Source organism: Desulfurella sp., assembly GCF_049977265.1.
In the GTDB taxonomy this organism is placed as follows: Bacteria; Campylobacterota_A; Desulfurellia; order Desulfurellales; family Desulfurellaceae; genus Desulfurella.
In genome coordinates, this window is the sequence record NZ_JBMFGQ010000007.1 from 30,714 (window position 1) to 46,655 (window position 15,942).

The window sequence follows — 15,942 nt, forward strand, 5'->3', positions numbered from 1 at the left end:
ATTATTTAACATGAAGCATTATTACGCTTTAACCGTTATTGGTAAAGATAAACCAGGTATTGTAAGCAGTGTGGCAAAGGTTTTATACGAGTGGGATTTTAATATAGAGGATTCTTCGTCAACGCTTTTGAGGGATCAGTTTTCTATGATACTCATTGTGTCAACAGAAAAAGAAGTGGGTTTAATTGACCTTAAAAAAGCTTTTGCAAAAGCAAGAAAAAACTTACAACTAAGTATATCTGTTCGAAAAATCGAAGTTTTAGATGAACAAAAGCAACAAGCCAGGCATTATATGATATCAATATACGGCAGCGATAAAAAAGGTATTGTTTATAAAACCACAAAGGCTTTAAGTGATTTAGATATAAATATTGTTGATTTAAAAACAAGGGTTTCAGGCGCAAAAAAAGATATATACATAATGATCTTGGAAGTTGAAGTGCCACCAAAAGTAAATATAGGCAAAGTAAACGAGATTTTAGATGAGATTGCAAAAGAAATGGGTGTTGACTTTTCAATCAGACCTGTTGAGTCTTACAATATATGAATGATAGAAATCGTAAAGTTTCCAGATAAACTTTTAAAAAAACAATCTGTCCGTATAGAATCAATTGATAGTAGTGTGTTATCTGTAATTGATAAGTTAACATTTGTACTTGACTTTTATAATCATTGCGTAGGCATTGCTGCTGTTCAAATTGGCCATTTGGTAAGAATTGTTGCTGTTGATGTATCAAAGACAAAAAATAAAAATCATGGCAGGCTTATTATGATTAATCCTGTTATTTTAGAAAAAAGCTCAGAAGAAATAGTTACAAAAGAAGGTTGCCTTAGTGTGCCAGATTATTTGGGCTATGTTGCAAGGCCAAAAAAAATAACCATGGAATACATTGATTTAAATGGTAAAAAACAGATTCTGGAGGCAAAAAGATTTGAAGCAGTTGTTATTCAACATGAGATAGACCATTTGGATGGTGTATTGTTTTTAGATAAAATTGTGCCTTCAACCCAATTAATTAAGAGGTTGCAAAATGATATATAAGCTTTACTCAGACTATAAACCCACGGGCGATCAGCCACATGCAATAAAAAATGTAAGCGAAAATATAAAAAAAGGTATTAAATTTCAAACATTAATTGGTGTAACGGGAAGTGGTAAAACCTTCACAATAGCAAATGTAATTAAAAATATAGATAAACCTGTGCTTGTTATTTCACACAACAAAACTCTTGCAAGTCAGCTTTATACAGAATTTGCAAATTTTTTTCCAGAAAATGCAGTTGAATACTTTATTAGCTATTACGATTATTATCAGCCAGAAGCATATGTACCAAGAACAGACACATACATTGCAAAAGACTCATCCATAAACGACGAAATAGATAGACTAAGGCAAAAAGCTACAATGAGCCTACTTACAAGAAAAGATGTTATTGTTGTTGCAAGTGTTTCCTGCATTTACGGTATAGGCGAAAAAGAAGACTATGAAGGTATGTCTTTTAAAATTAATGTAGGAGATAAACTAAATATAAGAAAATTTTTGGAGATTTTAGTTGAACTTTTATATAAGAGAAATGATATTGATTTTATAAGAGGTAATTTTCGTGTGAGAGGCGATATTGTTGACGTGTATCTTTCATATTTTAAAAATATGGCTTTGAGGGTTGAGTTTTTTGATGATACAATTGAAAAAATATCAATTTTTGACCCACTTACAGCCAGGTTAATTGAAAAAAAAGATTCTGCTGTAATTTTTCCAGCTAGCCATTATGTATCAACAAAGCAAAAAAGAGATATAGCCATTCACAGAATCAGGGAAGAGCTAAGAGAGCGTATTCAATACTTTAAATCTCAAAATAAACTTTTGGAAGCCCAGCGTATAGAAGAAAGGGTTAATTTTGATCTTGAGATGATTGAACAAGCAGGTGCCTGTAGTGGAATAGAAAATTATTCGTTACACTTTTCAAATAGAAAACCAGGCGATCCACCTATTTCATTAATCGATTACTTTAATAAAAACTTTTTGTTAGTTGTAGATGAATCACATGTAACAATTCCTCAAATTAAAGGTATGTATGCGGGTGATTATTCCAGAAAAAAAACACTTGTTGAATATGGATTTAGATTACCGAGTGCTTTGGATAACAGACCGCTTAAGTTTGATGAGTTCATGCAAAAGATAGATCAGGTAATATTTGTTTCTGCAACACCTTCTGATTTTGAGCTTGAGCTTTCAAGACCATACATTATAGAGCAAATCATACGCCCAACCGGTCTTATGGATCCGGAAATTATTGTAAAACCAATGGATAACGCCATAGACGATTTATTTTCTGAAATTAAAAATAGTACAAAAGCAGGTTACAAAGTGCTGGTTACTACGCTTACAAAAAAAATGGCAGAAGATGTAAGCGAATATTACAACAATTTAGGTATTAAGGTAAAATATATGCACTCAGAAATCGATGCAATTGAGCGCGCTAAAATTATATGGGATTTAAGAAACAATAAATTTGATTGTTTGGTAGGTGTTAACTTGCTAAGAGAAGGCCTTGATATTCCAGAAGTGAATTTAGTGGCAATATTAGATGCAGATAAAGAAGGTTTTTTAAGAAGTAAAACAAGTCTTATACAAACAGCAGGAAGAGCAGCCAGAAACGCTACATCCAAAGTAATTTTTTATGCTAACAATATTACAAAATCTATGCAGGAAGCAATTAATGAAACTCTAAGGAGAAGAAAGATTCAAGAAGACTATAATATTAAAAATAATATAACCCCAACCACAATAATAAAAAATAAAAATAGCAAAGTTTTAGAGATGTGTGATTTAGATTATTTAGAAAATCCTCAAATTGACAATGTAAAAAAGAAAGATATACCAAAAATTATCAGCAAACTTTATAGACAGATGAAAGAAGCATCCCAGAAAATGGAATTCGAAAAGGCAATTGAGTATAGAAACGAGATTGAAAGATTAAAGAAACTTGACATGGAGTTGGTTTAGGATACAATTAAAACCAGGAGGTATTATGCTTAGATTAGAAAATATCAAATATTCTCGCAATTCGAAAGAAATAATAAAGGGTGTTACTATAAATTTTGAAGATAATAAGATTACATCTATTATAGGAAGCAACGGTGTAGGAAAATCTACACTTGCTTATATTATAATGGGTTTGTCGGATTATAAGCCAAATGATGGCAAAATTTATTTAGATGATAAAGATATAACAGATTTCAGTATTACTGAGCGAGCCAGGTTGGGTATAAGTTTGCTGTGGCAGGAACCTGCCAGATTTGAAGGTTTAACTGTAAAAGATTATTTGAGCCTGGGCGGAAAAATAAAGCTTGATGTTATAAAAGATGCATTAAACCTTGTAAGATTAAATCCAAATGTTTATCTGAGTCGTTTTGTAGATAAAAAGCTATCTGGAGGCGAGAGAAAACGGGTTGAAATTGCAAGCTGTATTTTGTTAAAACCAAAGTTTTTAATTATGGACGAACCAGATTCTGGTATAGATTTAATGAGCCTTGATATGATAGTTGATATTATGAAGTATTTGAAAGATAATGGCACAGGTGTTATAGTTATAACTCACAGAGAAGAGATTGCAACTCACAGTGATTATTCTTATCTAATTTGTGATGGCAAAGTTCTGAAAAGTGGTGTATGTAGCGATATTATTGATTATTATAGAAGTACATGTGATATATGTGATAATGTCAATGCACCAAAGGAGAACCTAATATGATTGATATAGTAAAAGCATATGAAGATGAATTTAATCAGCTAGTTGAGTTATATGAGAAAAATACAAACGATAATTCTTTAAAAAACAAAGGTGTAGCATCTATAATTGTTAGTGGAAATAAAGTTGTTGGCTTAAATACGCTTAAAGGAATAGATGTAAAATCTAAAACACGTGGCGATGGTGTCGTAATAATTGATGTTGATATACAAGATAACACAGTTATTCCCATACCTGTTCATTTATGCACAGGTTTTTTGGAAAAAAAAGGCGAACAGTTGTTGCAGTTCAACTACAATATTGGCTCCAATGTTAAAGTTAAGTTTAAGTCGCATTGCATATTAACAAAAATTGAAAAGCTGCATCATAAAATGATCTCACAAATGTATATTGGCAAAAACTCATTTGTTACTTACGAAGATGAACATTTTCATGATGAAAATGGAGGAATATTTGTAGAGACTATAACATATGCAAAGCTGGATAAAAATGCATTTTTTCAAAGCAAATTTTATGCTACAAAAACCCGCATTGGCAGGATTAATGTGGTTATGGATTTCGACTTGGATGATTATGCCAAAGCTGATTTAGAAAGCAAGATTTATGGCAAAAAAGATGATAAAATAGATATCCAGGAGATTTTAAGATTAAATGGACAGTACTCATCAGGTATTGCAAAATCATCCATATTTGCAACGGATTCCACTGAAGCAAATGTAATAAATGAAGCCTACGGCAACGGTGCTTATTCTAAAGGCCACATTGAATGCAATGAGGTTGTAAAAGGCTCTAGTGTTCTTGTATCAACAGTGCCTATTTTAAAAGTGGTAAATGAAAAATCAGAATTAACTCACGAAGCAAGTGTTGGACGCATTAGACAAGATCAGCTTGATATTTTGATGTCAAAAGGTTTGGATGAAGAAGAAGCAGTAAATATAATTGTAAATGGTTTGATTAGTTAATGATTTCCATTCTTTTAATTAGCATTATAACACTTACATTGCTTGAAGCTATATTTGATGGAGCAGAAATTGGAATTTTATCCTTAAACCCAGAACATATAGACTCAAAATCAAAAATTTCTTCAATAATTCTAAATTATGCGAGAGATCCTCAAAAATTACTTTCAGCTTCTTTGGTTGGTACAAATATTAGTCTTGTAGTATCTTCATATATTGGAGCTTATTTAAGTGAAAAAATTTTTAATAACTCATTTGTATCAATAATTTTTTTGTGGCCAATAGCCGTTATTTTTGGTCAAATATTGCCAAAAATACTGTATCGAAATTATCCGCTTTTTTTAACAAGAAAAACAATTCTTGTCGTTTATGTATTCAACTTAATATTTTATCCAATTATCGTATTGATGTTTTATTTATCAAATATTTTACAAAAAAGTTTTTCCAGTAAATCAAGACAAAATCAAACTACGCTCGATGAAATTAAAATGATTATTAAAAGTAAATATTTTAAGCGTAACATTTCGAATTTAGAAGCAGACATGATAAACCAAATTGTAACATTTAAAGAAAAGAAAGCCCAAGAGATTATGATACCTTTAAAAAAAGTTTTTATGCTTGAAGAAAATCAAACAATACAAGAATTAGCTTTAGCTAACAAAAATAACGATTACACGAGAATTCCAGTATTTAGAGAAAGGGTTGATAATATTGTTGGGATTATAAATATTTACGAATTAATAGATGCAAAAATAGATGAGCCTTTAAAAAAATATGCCCAAGAACCCACTTTTTTTACAGAATACACACCTTTGAAAAAAATCTTTTCTAGAATGAAAAATAAAGGTTTGAGAATGGTAGTAATAGTCGATGAATATGGCAGCTGCAGCGGAATTTTAACTATCGAAGACTGTCTAGAGGAAATTTTTGGTGAAATAGAAGACGAGTACGATGTTATCGAGCAAAAAATTATATCAACTAAGGATGGTTTTTTGGTTAACGCAGATATAGAAATTGAAAAAATAAATGAAGCTTTAAACGTTAACATCGAAAAAGAGCCTGACTACGAGACATTAGGTGGTTTTTTGCTCTATAAGTTTGGATATATTCCTATAAAGGGTGAAAAACTTACTTATAACGGCTTTGTTTATGAAATTAAATCATGTGATAGTAAAAATATTAAACAAGTGTTAATAAAGTAATGTTTAAACTGTTTTTGCTGATTTTATTTGTAATTTATATTTACTATGTTGTAAGAAAAAGAAAAAAATTGAAAAAGAATGTTAGCAATTCACATTTGGATGAGTTGGTAAAATGTGAGAATTGTGGCATATACTTTTCAAAAAATAAAGCAATTCGTTACAAAAATTTGTTTTTTTGCTCTAAAAAGTGTAAAAAACAATATGAAGATAAGGTAGGGAGGTAAATATGAAGTTTTTTTTAGACACAGCAAATTTAGACAAAATTGTCTATTTTACAAGTCTTGGTTTGGTTGACGGCGTTACCACAAACCCATCTTTGATTGCAAAAGAAGGTAAAGAATTTTTACCAACAATTAAAGAAATTTTAAAAATTGTAAATGGTCCAGTTAGCGTTGAAGCCATAGGCTCTAGCTCTATTGAAATGATTAAAGAAGCCAGAGAGTTTTCTAAGTTAGCTAAAAATGTAGTTGTCAAAATACCATTTACTAAAGAAGGTATCAAAGCAACACAAATTTTGGGCAAAGAAAACATTAAAGTTAATATGACTTTGATTTTTAGTGCATCTCAAGCACTAATTGCTGCTAAATCAGGTGCAAGCTATGTAAGTCCGTTTATCGGAAGACTTGATGATATCTCTTTTGAAGGCATTGAGTTAATTGAGCAAATAAAAACTATTTTTGATAATTACAATTTTAAAACTGAAATCATAGTTGCAAGCGTGCGAAGTCCAAAACATGTAGTTGAAGCAGCTGAAATTGGAGCAGATATTGCAACAATACCACCAGAAGTTCTTGAATTAATGTTTGGACATCCTTTGACAGATGTTGGTATAAAAAAATTTATGAAGGATTGGGCAAATGCCTTTAGCACCTAAAATAATTATTGCAACATCAAATGAGTATAAATTAAAAGAAATAAAAGAAATTTTTAACGCCTTTGAAATCGTTGGATTAACAAAAGACTACAAAGCCCCAGAAGAAATCGGACACACATTTTGTGAAAATGCTTTAATAAAAGCAAAAAGTATTGAGCATTTAGGTGAGATTGTGTTGGCTGATGATTCTGGTATTGAGGTGCAGGCATTATTAGGTTTGCCTGGCATATACTCTGCACGCTACTCGGGTGGTGATGATTACCAAAACAACATAAAGCTTCTTGAAGAGCTAAAACATCATGCAAACAGGAAAGCACGCTTTGTTTGCTGTATGGTAGCAATAGTAAATAAAAAAACAATAAGTGCAGAAGGTTTACTTGAAGGCGCAATTGCATTCGAACCAAAAGGTAAAAATGGTTTTGGCTACGATCCAATTTTTATACCTTCTGGATTTAATCAAACATTAGCAGAGCTTGGAAGCGATATTAAAAATAAGATTTCTCATAGAAAAAAAGCACTTGAACAAATAAGAAAAAAGATTATGGAAAATTTAAAATGAAAAAAATATTAATTTTTATTATTGGTTTTTTTATTTTAACAAATTTATCATTTGCACAAAATTCTATCGACAGCGCTAAAAAAGAAAAGGTACCAATAAACATAACGGCCGATAAGCTAATAGCCCAGGAAAATATTGGTTTGTATACATTTATTGGTAATGTAGTAGCTAAAAGAAAAGATGCAACGCTTTATGCAGATAAAATGGATGTATACAAAGATAAAACTACTGGCGATGTGTCAAAGATTGTATGTATTGGCAATGTAGTTATAACACAACCAGATAAAATAGCAAAAGCAGACGAAGGCATTTATGAACTTAAAGACCAAAAAGTTACATTAATTGGCAATGCATACGTTAAAAGTGGAAAAAATGTAATAAAATCTAATATGATAGTTTATTATTTAGATAAAAAGTATGCGGTAGCACAAGGAACAAAAAATGAGCGCGTTGATGTAACAATTTACCCAAACGAAAAGCAAACTCCAAATCAGACGAAGGAGCAAAAGTAAATGGTAAGACTTAGGTTTGCCCCATCACCTACTGGAAATTTGCATATTGGTGGTTTAAGAACAGCGCTTTATAATTATTTATACGCCAAAAAAAATAAAGGTGTATTTGTTTTGAGAATAGAAGACACAGATCTTGAGCGCTCAAGTCAGGTATATACTGAATCAATTCTCGAAGCCTTAAAGTGGTGTGGCCTAAATTGGGATGAAATATACTATCAAAGCCAGAGAACCCATATTTACCAATCATATATAGACAGTATGCTAAAAAATGGCACAGCCTACAAGTGTTATTGCACAAAAGAAAGACTTGAAGAGTTAAAAAAAACACAGATGGAAAAAGGTGAAAACCCGCACTATGATGGATTTTGCAAAAATATTAAAGAAGATTTAAATAAACCTTATGTTGTAAGAATAAATTTGCCACAAAAAGATGTAAGTTTTGTTGATAGTGTGCATGGAGAGCTTAAGTTTTCTTACCAAGAATTTGACGATTTTATACTACAGCGTTCTGATGGCAGTTTTATGTATAATTTTACAAATGTAGTAGATGATATAGATATGAAAATCACTCATGTTATAAGAGGAGACGACCACATAACAAACACAGCCAAGCAATTGTATATATATGAAGTTTTAAGTGCTAAAGTTCCTCAATTTGCACACATACCGATGATTTTAGGACCAGATAAAAAAAGGCTTTCAAAAAGGCATGGCGCTCAAAGTGTGCTAGAGTATAAACAAATGGGTTTTTTGCCTCAAAGTTTACTTAATTATCTGGCTCGTCTTGGATGGTCATCTGGTGATGAAGAAATCTTTAGTATGCAAAAATTACTTGAATTATTTGACTTAGAAGGGCTTAATAAATCACCAGCTGTTTTTGATCAAAAAAAGCTTTTATGGCTAAATGGTTACTATATAAGAAACACACAAGCAGAAGAATTACTAAATTTGTCAAATGATTTTCTTAGTCAGAACTGTAAGTCGCATGAAAAAAAATATTTAGAAAAAGCAATTGAAGTTATGAAACCGCGTGTTGAAACTTTAGTTGAGCTTGCACAATCAATTGAGTTTTTCTGCACAAGGCCGATTTTCTATGAAGAAAAAGGTATCAAAAAGTACACCAACCAAAACACAAAGCAGATTTTACTTGACTTTATTGACAAAATCAAAAACATTGAATTTACGCATGATAATTTTCAAGCTCTAATAAACGATCTGGCATCAAAATACAATGAAAAAGTAGTTAATGTAGCTCAAGGAATAAGGATAGCTCTAAGTGGAAAAAGTGCAGGACCTGCTCTATTTGACATGATAGAGATTATGGGTATTGATGAATCCATTTATAGAATAAAGCAGTTTTTGGAAAAATTAAGTTGAAGGTTGCTATTGTTTTAGGCTCAATTCCTTATGGTGGTATAGAAAATCTAGTTTATGATATAGCACTTTACTCAAAAAGTTATAATGATTTGGAATTGAAAATTATAAATATTGCTGGTGTTGGTGAAAAACTTGGTGAGTTTTATGATGCAAAAATTGATGTTTTAAATATATGTAATTCCACGAAAGATTTAAAAGTTTACAAATTATCTACTTTAAAAAGGGTAAAAAGAGTTTTTAATCAATTAAAACCGGATATAGTTCACACAATGAACTTTAGTGCTGATTATTTTTCTAAATTGGCTTTGATTGGCTCTAAAACACCAATTATAACACATATCCACAACACAAAAATAGAAGAACACCTTCATAGAAGACTGATTAATAGATGGCTATCTTTCAGGACCAATCTTTATATATCCGTATCAAAAGCAGTGTACGATATGGTTGAAAAATTTCACAATATATTTAAAAGAAAGCATATTGTTTTATATAATGCCATAAATCTAAATAATTTCAAATGGATTAAAAGGACATATCCAAAAAACCACTTTAATATTGTAACGACAGCAAGGCTTATGCCACAAAAAAATTTAGATAATTTAATGAAAGCTTTTGCCAAAATTCACAAAGAATATAGCAACACCACACTAACTATTGTAGGTGATGGAAAAGAAAAAAATAATTTAGAAAATCTCGCAAAATCTTTAAAAATAAATGTATTTTTTGCTGGCTACCAAAAAGATGTATCAATTTACCTGTATAAAGCGGATTTGTTTGTTTTGCCATCAATTTATGAAGGTTTTGGAAATTCACACATAGAGGCAATTGCTACAGGTTTGCCTTCAATTGTTTCAAAAAATGTACCAAGTATTGAAGTAACAAAAGATTGCACATTGATTTGCGATACTGATGTTGAAAGTATTTACAATAATATAAAAAATATTATATCAAATCCTGCTCTTTACGAAAAATTGTCGGGTAATACAAGAAGTGTTGCCGAACAATTTGACATAAAAGTCTATATTGAAAACCTCTACAATATTTACAAAAAGTTGTTATCCAGCACTATATGACAATATCTATGTAACTTATGGTTTTTAGTGTTTCAATTGATGGTTTTTCTTGTTTTAGTATGATTTTTATAGGTATTTTAACATAATCTTTAAGCTCTTTTTTGCAAGAATAAAGCAATTCATACGATTTTTTATCATAAACACATAAGTTTGCCCACGTAAACTCCATTTTTGTTATATCTATTTTTATTAACCCGATGGGTGTTTCACTGAAAATTGTCAGTGTTTGCCTTAGCTTTTTTTGTTTTGTAAGTTTTTTTCTAGATTTTACGTAAATGTTGAATCTTTTAGTTTCAATATAATAAGCTATTGCAATAAATACATTTTCATTTATGTGTATATTATTGTTTAATAAAGCATTTGAAATGGTTTCAAACGATGTTTTGATGTAATTGCCAAATGTTTTTTCATCAACATTTTCAAGTGTAGATTTTGCAATATTATCTAAAATTACTTTGTTAACTAAATTGTCCATTGTCTTTAAATTTAAGTTTTCTTTTGAGTCAATGTTTAAAATTTTTAGCTCAACAAAAGGCTCCAGTTTGGTTACAAGCAATTTAAGAGTACTATCTTTTTCTAAGTTTAGACTTGAGAAAGCTTTTATATTATTACCTTTAATATTTACAGTAGTCTGGCTATTTTCTACATTAAGCACTTTGGCATTAACGACCTCGCCTATTTTAAGCAGTTCTTGTAAATTTTTTAAGTTTATTGAGTCAATCTGGAGTTTTATTTCAGAAATATCACCAAAATTCATTTAAAAAATTATATTAAAAAACTCCTTTTTAGCAAGTGAGATTATTAATAATTTGAAATTTTTTTAAAATTTTCTTGACAGATAGAATGTGATATTATAAAAAAAATTGTAATTTTTTTTAAAGTTTTTTTATGTTTAAAACTAATTTTAGTGATAAAAAAAGATATTTTGCTTTAACTTTAACCTATATAGTGCTAATTGTGTTGTTTTCTTTTAGAGCACTTTCTGATGACAATGAAGGCCTATATGCAAATATAGCATTAAATATGCTTAAAACCTCAAATTTTTTAGTTCCGCATCTTGATGGACTCGTATATTTAGAGCAACCTCCGCTATTGTACTGGTTAAGTGCTTTATCATTAAAATTATTTGGTATATCAGAATTTTCTGTAAGATTGCCAGTAATATTGGCAGGAGTCTTATTAGTTATTTTTTCCTATTTTTTTGTAAAGAAATTTTTGAATAGTTTTTTTGCATCTACTTTAGCAGTAGTAATTGTAAGCCAGATTTGTTTTGATACGTCGATAAGTATGCTTATGTTTGATATGTTGCTAACTTTATTTTTTAGTCTAGCGATGTTTAGCTTTTATATTGGCTATAAGCTTAATAATAAATACTACAGATTATTCTACATATTTTTAGCTTTGGCAATTTTTACGAAAGGATTTGTATCGTTAGTTTTAGCTTTTTTGATTTTAACTCCATTTATAGCAATAAAAAAAATAAAACTTAAAGATCTTCATTTAATGTTTGGTTTTTTTGTTTTTTTGATATTGTCTATCTGGTTCGTTATTGTAAGTATTAAAATTCCGTCTTTTTTTTACTATTACTTTATAAATAATCAGGTTTTGCGTTTTTTGGGTAAAATGTATCCAAATGATACTATTAAAGGTCCTGTTTATTTCTATTTTATTAGACTGCTTGGATGTGATTTTCCATGGTCGGTGCTTTCTTTTTTTGCAATCTATAAGCTGATTAAACTAAAACTTTACAAAGATGATTTTAATTTTTATATGTTGCTATGGTTTTTTGCAATATTTATATTTTTTTCATTGTCAAGCGGTAAAGCAAATTATTACCTTTTGCCAGCAATATTTCCTATAGCTTATTTTGCTACATATACAATTTTTAATGCTAATTTGAAACCAATTTATTATGTTTTATTGGTAGCTGGTTTTTTATTGTTAAGTGGCAGTATTTTGGCTAAACTTGGTTATATCAGATTTACAGATAATGCCTATATTGAAAAACTGCCTTTAATTGAGTTATCATTTGCTATTTTTATAATATATTTTTTTGCTTTTTACAAAAAGAATTTTTTAGTAGAAAGTATCGCTTTATCAAATATTGTTATTTTAATATCCATTTATTTGTATTTTTCATTAAATGTCAATAATTTTAGTTCAAAATATGCAAGTATCTGGTTAAAAGCTAATATGAAACCAAATACTATTTTTGTTCAGTATGGACCATTTTGGCGTACTTCTTCAAGTATATTTTATCTAGGTAGGGATAGTATTTTATTGGACGATTTTGATGATGGCGATTTATACTACGGTATGACTCTTCTAAAAAATAAAAACGAAAAATTTATAGAAAAATCCGATTTAAAAAACTTACTTAAAAATCATAATGTTGCTATAATTGGTCAGAAAAAAAGACTTATAACATACTTAAATAAACAAAAATTTAATTATAAAATTAAATATTTTGGGAACAAATTTGTAATTATGTTAAATAAAACATAAAATGTAACCAACCATAATTTAATTATTGTTTCTTACTTGAAAATATACCAAATAAAGTTATAATAAATAAAGGTGTAAAATGCAAAAGTTATTTAACGCTTTAAAAGATAATGGCACCAAAATTATTAATTTATTAAATGAAAAAGAGTATAAAGGTGAAGAACTTTTAAGTGTATTAAACGAACGAAATAAACTTTTTGAAACAATATATAAAACAAAAATTACAAATCAATATTTAGATCAAATTAAAGAATTATTGGAACAAAACGCACAAATTGAATTTTTGGTTGAGCAAAAGAAGAAAACTTTGCTGGAAGATTACATTAAATTTTACCAGAACTCAAAAAACATAATGAAATATTTAAAGCAAGGAGGTTGAAGATGAGCTTTTTAAGCAAGGAAAATTGTATTTTATGCGTAATTGACATGCAGGACAAACTTGCCAAAGTTATGAAGAATCTTGATGCTACAACTAAAAATATCTCGCTTTTGATAAAAGCTGCAAAAGAACTTGATGTGCCAATTTTTTACACAGAACAGTATCCAAAAGGATTAGGCGAAACGATAGAACCGCTAAAAAGCTTACTTTCTGATGTACAGCGTTTTGACAAGATGAGTTTTTCTGCTTTGGAAATTCCTGAAATTAAGACTTTCATTGTTGATTCTAGTAAAACAACAGTTGTATTGTGCGGTATTGAATCTCATATATGCGTAATGTCAACAACCATAGATTTAATAGAAAAAGGCTATAATGTGGTAATTGCAAAAGATGCAGTAACTTCAAGAGAAGAAGAATTTTATAAGACTGCTATTGCGTTTTATAACTCAATTGGTGCAAAAGTAATACCATCTGAATCTATTGTATTTTACTGGTTAAAATTTGCTGGCACTGAAAGTTTTAAAAAACTTCAAAAAGTAATTTTGGGTAAAGAATAATTTTTGGTTTCTAAATTTAATTATATCGGAGATAAATGAATGGTAGAATTTATTGCAGAAGTGTCAAGCAACCACAACAATGACTTAAATCGGTGTTTTGATTTTATTGAAACAGCAGCAAAAATTGGTTGTAGTGGTGTTAAGTTTCAACTGTTTAAAATTGACCAATTGTTTGACAGAAAAGCACTGGAGTGTTTTGAAGAGCTAAGAAACAGAAAAAAATGGGAGTTAAGCGAAAAGTATATACCAAAAATTGCTAAATGTTGTGCGGATAATAATATAAAATTTATATGCACACCTTTTTATCTTGATGCTGTAGATATTTTAGAGCCGTATGTGAATGCGTATAAAATTGCTTCATATGAAATTTTGTGGCAGGACCTATTATCAAAATGTGCTAAAACAAAAAAGCCAATGATCATATCTACCGGTATGGCAACACTTGATGAGGTAAAATTTGCAGTAGAAACAGTATTTGATAATCAATGCACAGATCTGACAGTTTTGCACTGTACTTCAAATTACCCTACCCTGCCACAGGATTGCAACTTAAGTGCAATACAAACAATGAGAGAGTCATTGCCTAAAAATATCAAATTTGGATGGTCTGATCATAGTGTTAATTTTGGCGTAATACATAGGGCTATACATAAATATGATGTTTCAATGGTTGAATTTCATATGGATTTAGACGGCAAAGGTAAAGAATACCAAATGGGTCACTGCTATTTACCAAATCAGGTTGAGTCTCTTATAAAAAGTGTTAAAGATGCATTTTTAGCCGATGGTGATGGCAAAAAAGAACCGCAGGATAGTGAGTTTAAAGAACGTCTTTGGAGAGCAGATCCAATAGATGGCTTAAGGCCTCTTAGAGGTATAAGGGATAGTTTATGCAAAAGACAATAGCTATAATTCAGGCTCGCATGTCTTCAACAAGGCTTCCAGGCAAAGTTATGCTTGATTTAGCAGGAAAACCTGTGATCTGGCATGTTTACAATAGGGCTTTGCATTCTAAATATGTAAGCGAGGTTATCGTAGCAACATCCAAAGACAAAAGCGACGATGAGCTTGTGGAGTTTTTGAAAGCAAATTCAATGAATTATTACAGAGGTAGCCTTGATAATGTGCTTGAGCGTTTTATGGATATAATTTACGATAAAAAACCAAAGTATGTAGTCAGAATAACTGCAGATTGTCCGCACATTTGTCCTGTTTGGATAGACAATCAAATAAGTGCGCTAAGTTTGTTTGATGCAGATGTGATTTATTGTGAAAATGTTGGTTGTGCATTTGAAGGCGCTGGCGTTATTAAAGCTGATGTTCTTGATTATATTTATAAAAATACAAATGATGCTTTAAATAAAGAACATGTAGGTGCAATCTACATTACACAAAATCCCGATAAGCTTCGCATAGTAGAAGTTTGTCCAAAAGATTCTCTTATTTTGCAAAACTGCAGATTGACATTGGATGAAAAAGAAGACTATGAGCTATACAAAATAATATATGAAAAGCTATACACTCAAAAGCATTTTATGTATTTAGAAGATATAGTTAATCTTTTAAAATCAAACCCTGAGTTTATAAACATAAACAAAAATATTCAACACAAGCCACTAAATATTGAATTACAAACTAAATACACAGACATATGGAAAAATGCAAAAAAAGTAGGCAAGTTTTTCTGGCAGGATAATCCTTAAAAGAATACTTTTTGCTATATTATTTTGTATGAAAAATGTACTGTTTAGATGCAATGCTTCAAGGGCTATTGGTTTTGGTCATCTGGTTAGATGCCTGGCGCTTGCGTGTGAATTTAAAAAAAGAAACTGTCAAATTACTTTTGCTGTAAATAAAAATCTCAAGGCAATAAAACTCATTCAAAAAGAACAATATACTATAATCGAAAAAGATGAAAAAAACTCCAAACAATGGCTAATTGACACAATTGAAAAATCAAAAGCAGACATATTAGTTTTAGACATAAGAGATGGGCTTGATAAAGAAACTCTTAATGAAATAAAACAAAAGTTTAATATTAAAATAGTAAGCATAGATGATCCTCAAGATAAAAGGCTTGTTTGCGATTACGTTTTTTACCCACCCGTATTTCAGGTCAGGCATCTTAGCTGGGAAGGTTTTAAAGGTAAACTTTATTCTGGGTTTGAGTGGGTGATTTTGCGCGATCA

The 15,942-nt window shown here is 30.0% G+C and carries 18 protein-coding genes and 1 pseudogene; 18 read left to right on the top strand and 1 reads right to left on the bottom strand.

Going from position 1 to position 15,942, the window contains the following annotated elements:
- Positions 1-10 precede the first annotated feature (10 nt).
- The 12 genes from ACP5FO_RS02645 to ACP5FO_RS02700 are packed head-to-tail and all read left to right on the top strand — an operon-like array spanning position 11 to position 10,312.
- The gene (locus tag ACP5FO_RS02645) at positions 11-547 is read left to right on the top strand and encodes a glycine cleavage system protein R (protein WP_428156978.1); all 537 of its coding nucleotides are present in this window, start codon (positions 11-13) and stop codon (positions 545-547) included.
- Positions 548-1,042, top strand: a complete 495-nt coding sequence (gene def, locus ACP5FO_RS02650) for a peptide deformylase (protein WP_428109212.1) — start codon at positions 548-550, stop codon at positions 1,040-1,042. It begins immediately after the preceding gene.
- A complete protein-coding gene (gene uvrB / locus ACP5FO_RS02655; protein ID WP_428156979.1) occupies positions 1,032-3,008 on the top strand; it encodes an excinuclease ABC subunit UvrB in 1,977 nt (658 codons plus the stop codon). Before def ends, uvrB begins: the two co-directional genes overlap by 11 nt.
- A gap of 25 nt (positions 3,009-3,033) precedes the next feature.
- Entirely contained in the window at positions 3,034-3,756 is a 723-nt protein-coding gene (locus ACP5FO_RS02660; RefSeq protein ID WP_428109203.1) for an ATP-binding cassette domain-containing protein, read from the top strand.
- Entirely contained in the window at positions 3,753-4,715 is a 963-nt protein-coding gene (locus tag ACP5FO_RS02665; RefSeq protein ID WP_428109200.1) for a SufB/SufD family protein, read from the top strand. The genes ACP5FO_RS02660 and ACP5FO_RS02665 overlap by 4 nt, the downstream gene beginning before the upstream one ends.
- The gene (locus ACP5FO_RS02670; protein WP_428156980.1) at positions 4,715-5,914 is read left to right on the top strand and encodes a hemolysin family protein; all 1,200 of its coding nucleotides are present in this window, start codon (positions 4,715-4,717) and stop codon (positions 5,912-5,914) included. The genes ACP5FO_RS02665 and ACP5FO_RS02670 overlap by 1 nt, the downstream gene beginning before the upstream one ends.
- The gene (locus tag ACP5FO_RS02675; protein WP_428109189.1) at positions 5,914-6,138 is read left to right on the top strand and encodes a PP0621 family protein; all 225 of its coding nucleotides are present in this window, start codon (positions 5,914-5,916) and stop codon (positions 6,136-6,138) included. Before ACP5FO_RS02670 ends, ACP5FO_RS02675 begins: the two co-directional genes overlap by 1 nt.
- Before the next feature lie 2 nt (positions 6,139-6,140).
- Positions 6,141-6,788 carry a fructose-6-phosphate aldolase gene (fsa, locus tag ACP5FO_RS02680; RefSeq protein ID WP_428109183.1) on the top strand — a complete coding sequence of 216 codons (648 nt, stop codon included), beginning with the start codon at positions 6,141-6,143 and terminating at the stop codon, positions 6,786-6,788.
- Positions 6,772-7,347 (top strand): RdgB/HAM1 family non-canonical purine NTP pyrophosphatase, encoded by a 576-nt coding sequence (rdgB, locus tag ACP5FO_RS02685; RefSeq protein ID WP_428109169.1) that lies wholly within the window; start codon positions 6,772-6,774, stop codon positions 7,345-7,347. Before fsa ends, rdgB begins: the two co-directional genes overlap by 17 nt.
- Positions 7,344-7,859, top strand: a complete 516-nt coding sequence (lptA, locus tag ACP5FO_RS02690; RefSeq protein ID WP_428156981.1) for a lipopolysaccharide transport periplasmic protein LptA — start codon at positions 7,344-7,346, stop codon at positions 7,857-7,859. The genes rdgB and lptA overlap by 4 nt, the downstream gene beginning before the upstream one ends.
- A complete protein-coding gene (gltX, locus tag ACP5FO_RS02695; RefSeq protein ID WP_428156982.1) occupies positions 7,860-9,236 on the top strand; it encodes a glutamate--tRNA ligase in 1,377 nt (458 codons plus the stop codon). It begins immediately after the preceding gene.
- Positions 9,233-10,312, top strand: coding sequence for a glycosyltransferase family 4 protein (locus ACP5FO_RS02700; RefSeq protein ID WP_428109156.1), 1,080 nt, complete (start codon positions 9,233-9,235; stop codon positions 10,310-10,312). The genes gltX and ACP5FO_RS02700 overlap by 4 nt, the downstream gene beginning before the upstream one ends.
- On the opposite strand, the gene ACP5FO_RS02705 is transcribed toward ACP5FO_RS02700, so the two are convergent.
- Positions 10,305-11,069, bottom strand: a complete 765-nt coding sequence (locus tag ACP5FO_RS02705; protein WP_428109152.1) for a hypothetical protein — start codon at positions 11,067-11,069, stop codon at positions 10,305-10,307. The genes ACP5FO_RS02700 and ACP5FO_RS02705 overlap by 8 nt on opposite strands.
- A 131-nt stretch (positions 11,070-11,200) precedes the next feature.
- On the opposite strand from ACP5FO_RS02705, the gene ACP5FO_RS02710 reads away from it, so the two are divergent.
- From ACP5FO_RS02710 to ACP5FO_RS02735, 6 genes and pseudogenes are all read left to right on the top strand, one after another.
- Complete coding sequence (locus tag ACP5FO_RS02710) at positions 11,201-12,817, top strand: ArnT family glycosyltransferase (RefSeq protein ID WP_428156983.1); 1,617 nt, start codon at positions 11,201-11,203, stop codon at positions 12,815-12,817.
- Positions 12,818-12,896: 79 nt separating this feature from the next.
- The gene (locus ACP5FO_RS02715) at positions 12,897-13,196 is read left to right on the top strand and encodes a hypothetical protein (RefSeq protein WP_428156984.1); all 300 of its coding nucleotides are present in this window, start codon (positions 12,897-12,899) and stop codon (positions 13,194-13,196) included.
- A 2-nt stretch (positions 13,197-13,198) separates the two neighbouring features.
- Complete coding sequence (locus tag ACP5FO_RS02720; RefSeq protein ID WP_428109141.1) at positions 13,199-13,753, top strand: isochorismatase family protein; 555 nt, start codon at positions 13,199-13,201, stop codon at positions 13,751-13,753.
- Positions 13,754-13,792: 39 nt separating this feature from the next.
- Positions 13,793-14,659 carry an N-acetylneuraminate synthase family protein gene (locus ACP5FO_RS02725; protein ID WP_428109136.1) on the top strand — a complete coding sequence of 289 codons (867 nt, stop codon included), beginning with the start codon at positions 13,793-13,795 and terminating at the stop codon, positions 14,657-14,659.
- Positions 14,644-15,456: a cytidylyltransferase domain-containing protein gene (locus tag ACP5FO_RS02730; protein ID WP_428112227.1), complete on the top strand. Its 813-nt coding sequence runs from the start codon at positions 14,644-14,646 to the stop codon at positions 15,454-15,456. Before ACP5FO_RS02725 ends, ACP5FO_RS02730 begins: the two co-directional genes overlap by 16 nt.
- A 28-nt stretch (positions 15,457-15,484) precedes the next feature.
- Positions 15,485-15,942, top strand: a pseudogene (locus ACP5FO_RS02735) (hypothetical protein); the annotation flags it as partial.

Excerpts from the sequence above, each read along its gene's own strand:
- ACP5FO_RS02645 (WP_428156978.1), top strand. The coding sequence starts at position 11 with ATGAAGCATTATTACGCTTTAACCGTTATTGGTAAAGATAAACCAGGT.
- def (WP_428109212.1), top strand. The coding sequence starts at position 548 with ATGATAGAAATCGTAAAGTTTCCAGATAAACTTTTAAAAAAACAATCT.
- uvrB (WP_428156979.1), top strand. The coding sequence starts at position 1,032 with ATGATATATAAGCTTTACTCAGACTATAAACCCACGGGCGATCAGCCA.
- ACP5FO_RS02660 (WP_428109203.1), top strand. The coding sequence starts at position 3,034 with ATGCTTAGATTAGAAAATATCAAATATTCTCGCAATTCGAAAGAAATA.
- ACP5FO_RS02665 (WP_428109200.1), top strand. The coding sequence starts at position 3,753 with ATGATTGATATAGTAAAAGCATATGAAGATGAATTTAATCAGCTAGTT.
- ACP5FO_RS02670 (WP_428156980.1), top strand. The coding sequence starts at position 4,715 with ATGATTTCCATTCTTTTAATTAGCATTATAACACTTACATTGCTTGAA.
- ACP5FO_RS02675 (WP_428109189.1), top strand. The coding sequence starts at position 5,914 with ATGTTTAAACTGTTTTTGCTGATTTTATTTGTAATTTATATTTACTAT.
- fsa (WP_428109183.1), top strand. The coding sequence starts at position 6,141 with ATGAAGTTTTTTTTAGACACAGCAAATTTAGACAAAATTGTCTATTTT.
- rdgB (WP_428109169.1), top strand. The coding sequence starts at position 6,772 with ATGCCTTTAGCACCTAAAATAATTATTGCAACATCAAATGAGTATAAA.
- lptA (WP_428156981.1), top strand. The coding sequence starts at position 7,344 with ATGAAAAAAATATTAATTTTTATTATTGGTTTTTTTATTTTAACAAAT.
- gltX (WP_428156982.1), top strand. The coding sequence starts at position 7,860 with ATGGTAAGACTTAGGTTTGCCCCATCACCTACTGGAAATTTGCATATT.
- ACP5FO_RS02705 (WP_428109152.1), bottom strand. The coding sequence starts at position 11,069 with ATGAATTTTGGTGATATTTCTGAAATAAAACTCCAGATTGACTCAATA.
- ACP5FO_RS02710 (WP_428156983.1), top strand. The coding sequence starts at position 11,201 with ATGTTTAAAACTAATTTTAGTGATAAAAAAAGATATTTTGCTTTAACT.
- ACP5FO_RS02715 (WP_428156984.1), top strand. The coding sequence starts at position 12,897 with ATGCAAAAGTTATTTAACGCTTTAAAAGATAATGGCACCAAAATTATT.
- ACP5FO_RS02720 (WP_428109141.1), top strand. The coding sequence starts at position 13,199 with ATGAGCTTTTTAAGCAAGGAAAATTGTATTTTATGCGTAATTGACATG.
- ACP5FO_RS02725 (WP_428109136.1), top strand. The coding sequence starts at position 13,793 with ATGGTAGAATTTATTGCAGAAGTGTCAAGCAACCACAACAATGACTTA.
- ACP5FO_RS02730 (WP_428112227.1), top strand. The coding sequence starts at position 14,644 with ATGCAAAAGACAATAGCTATAATTCAGGCTCGCATGTCTTCAACAAGG.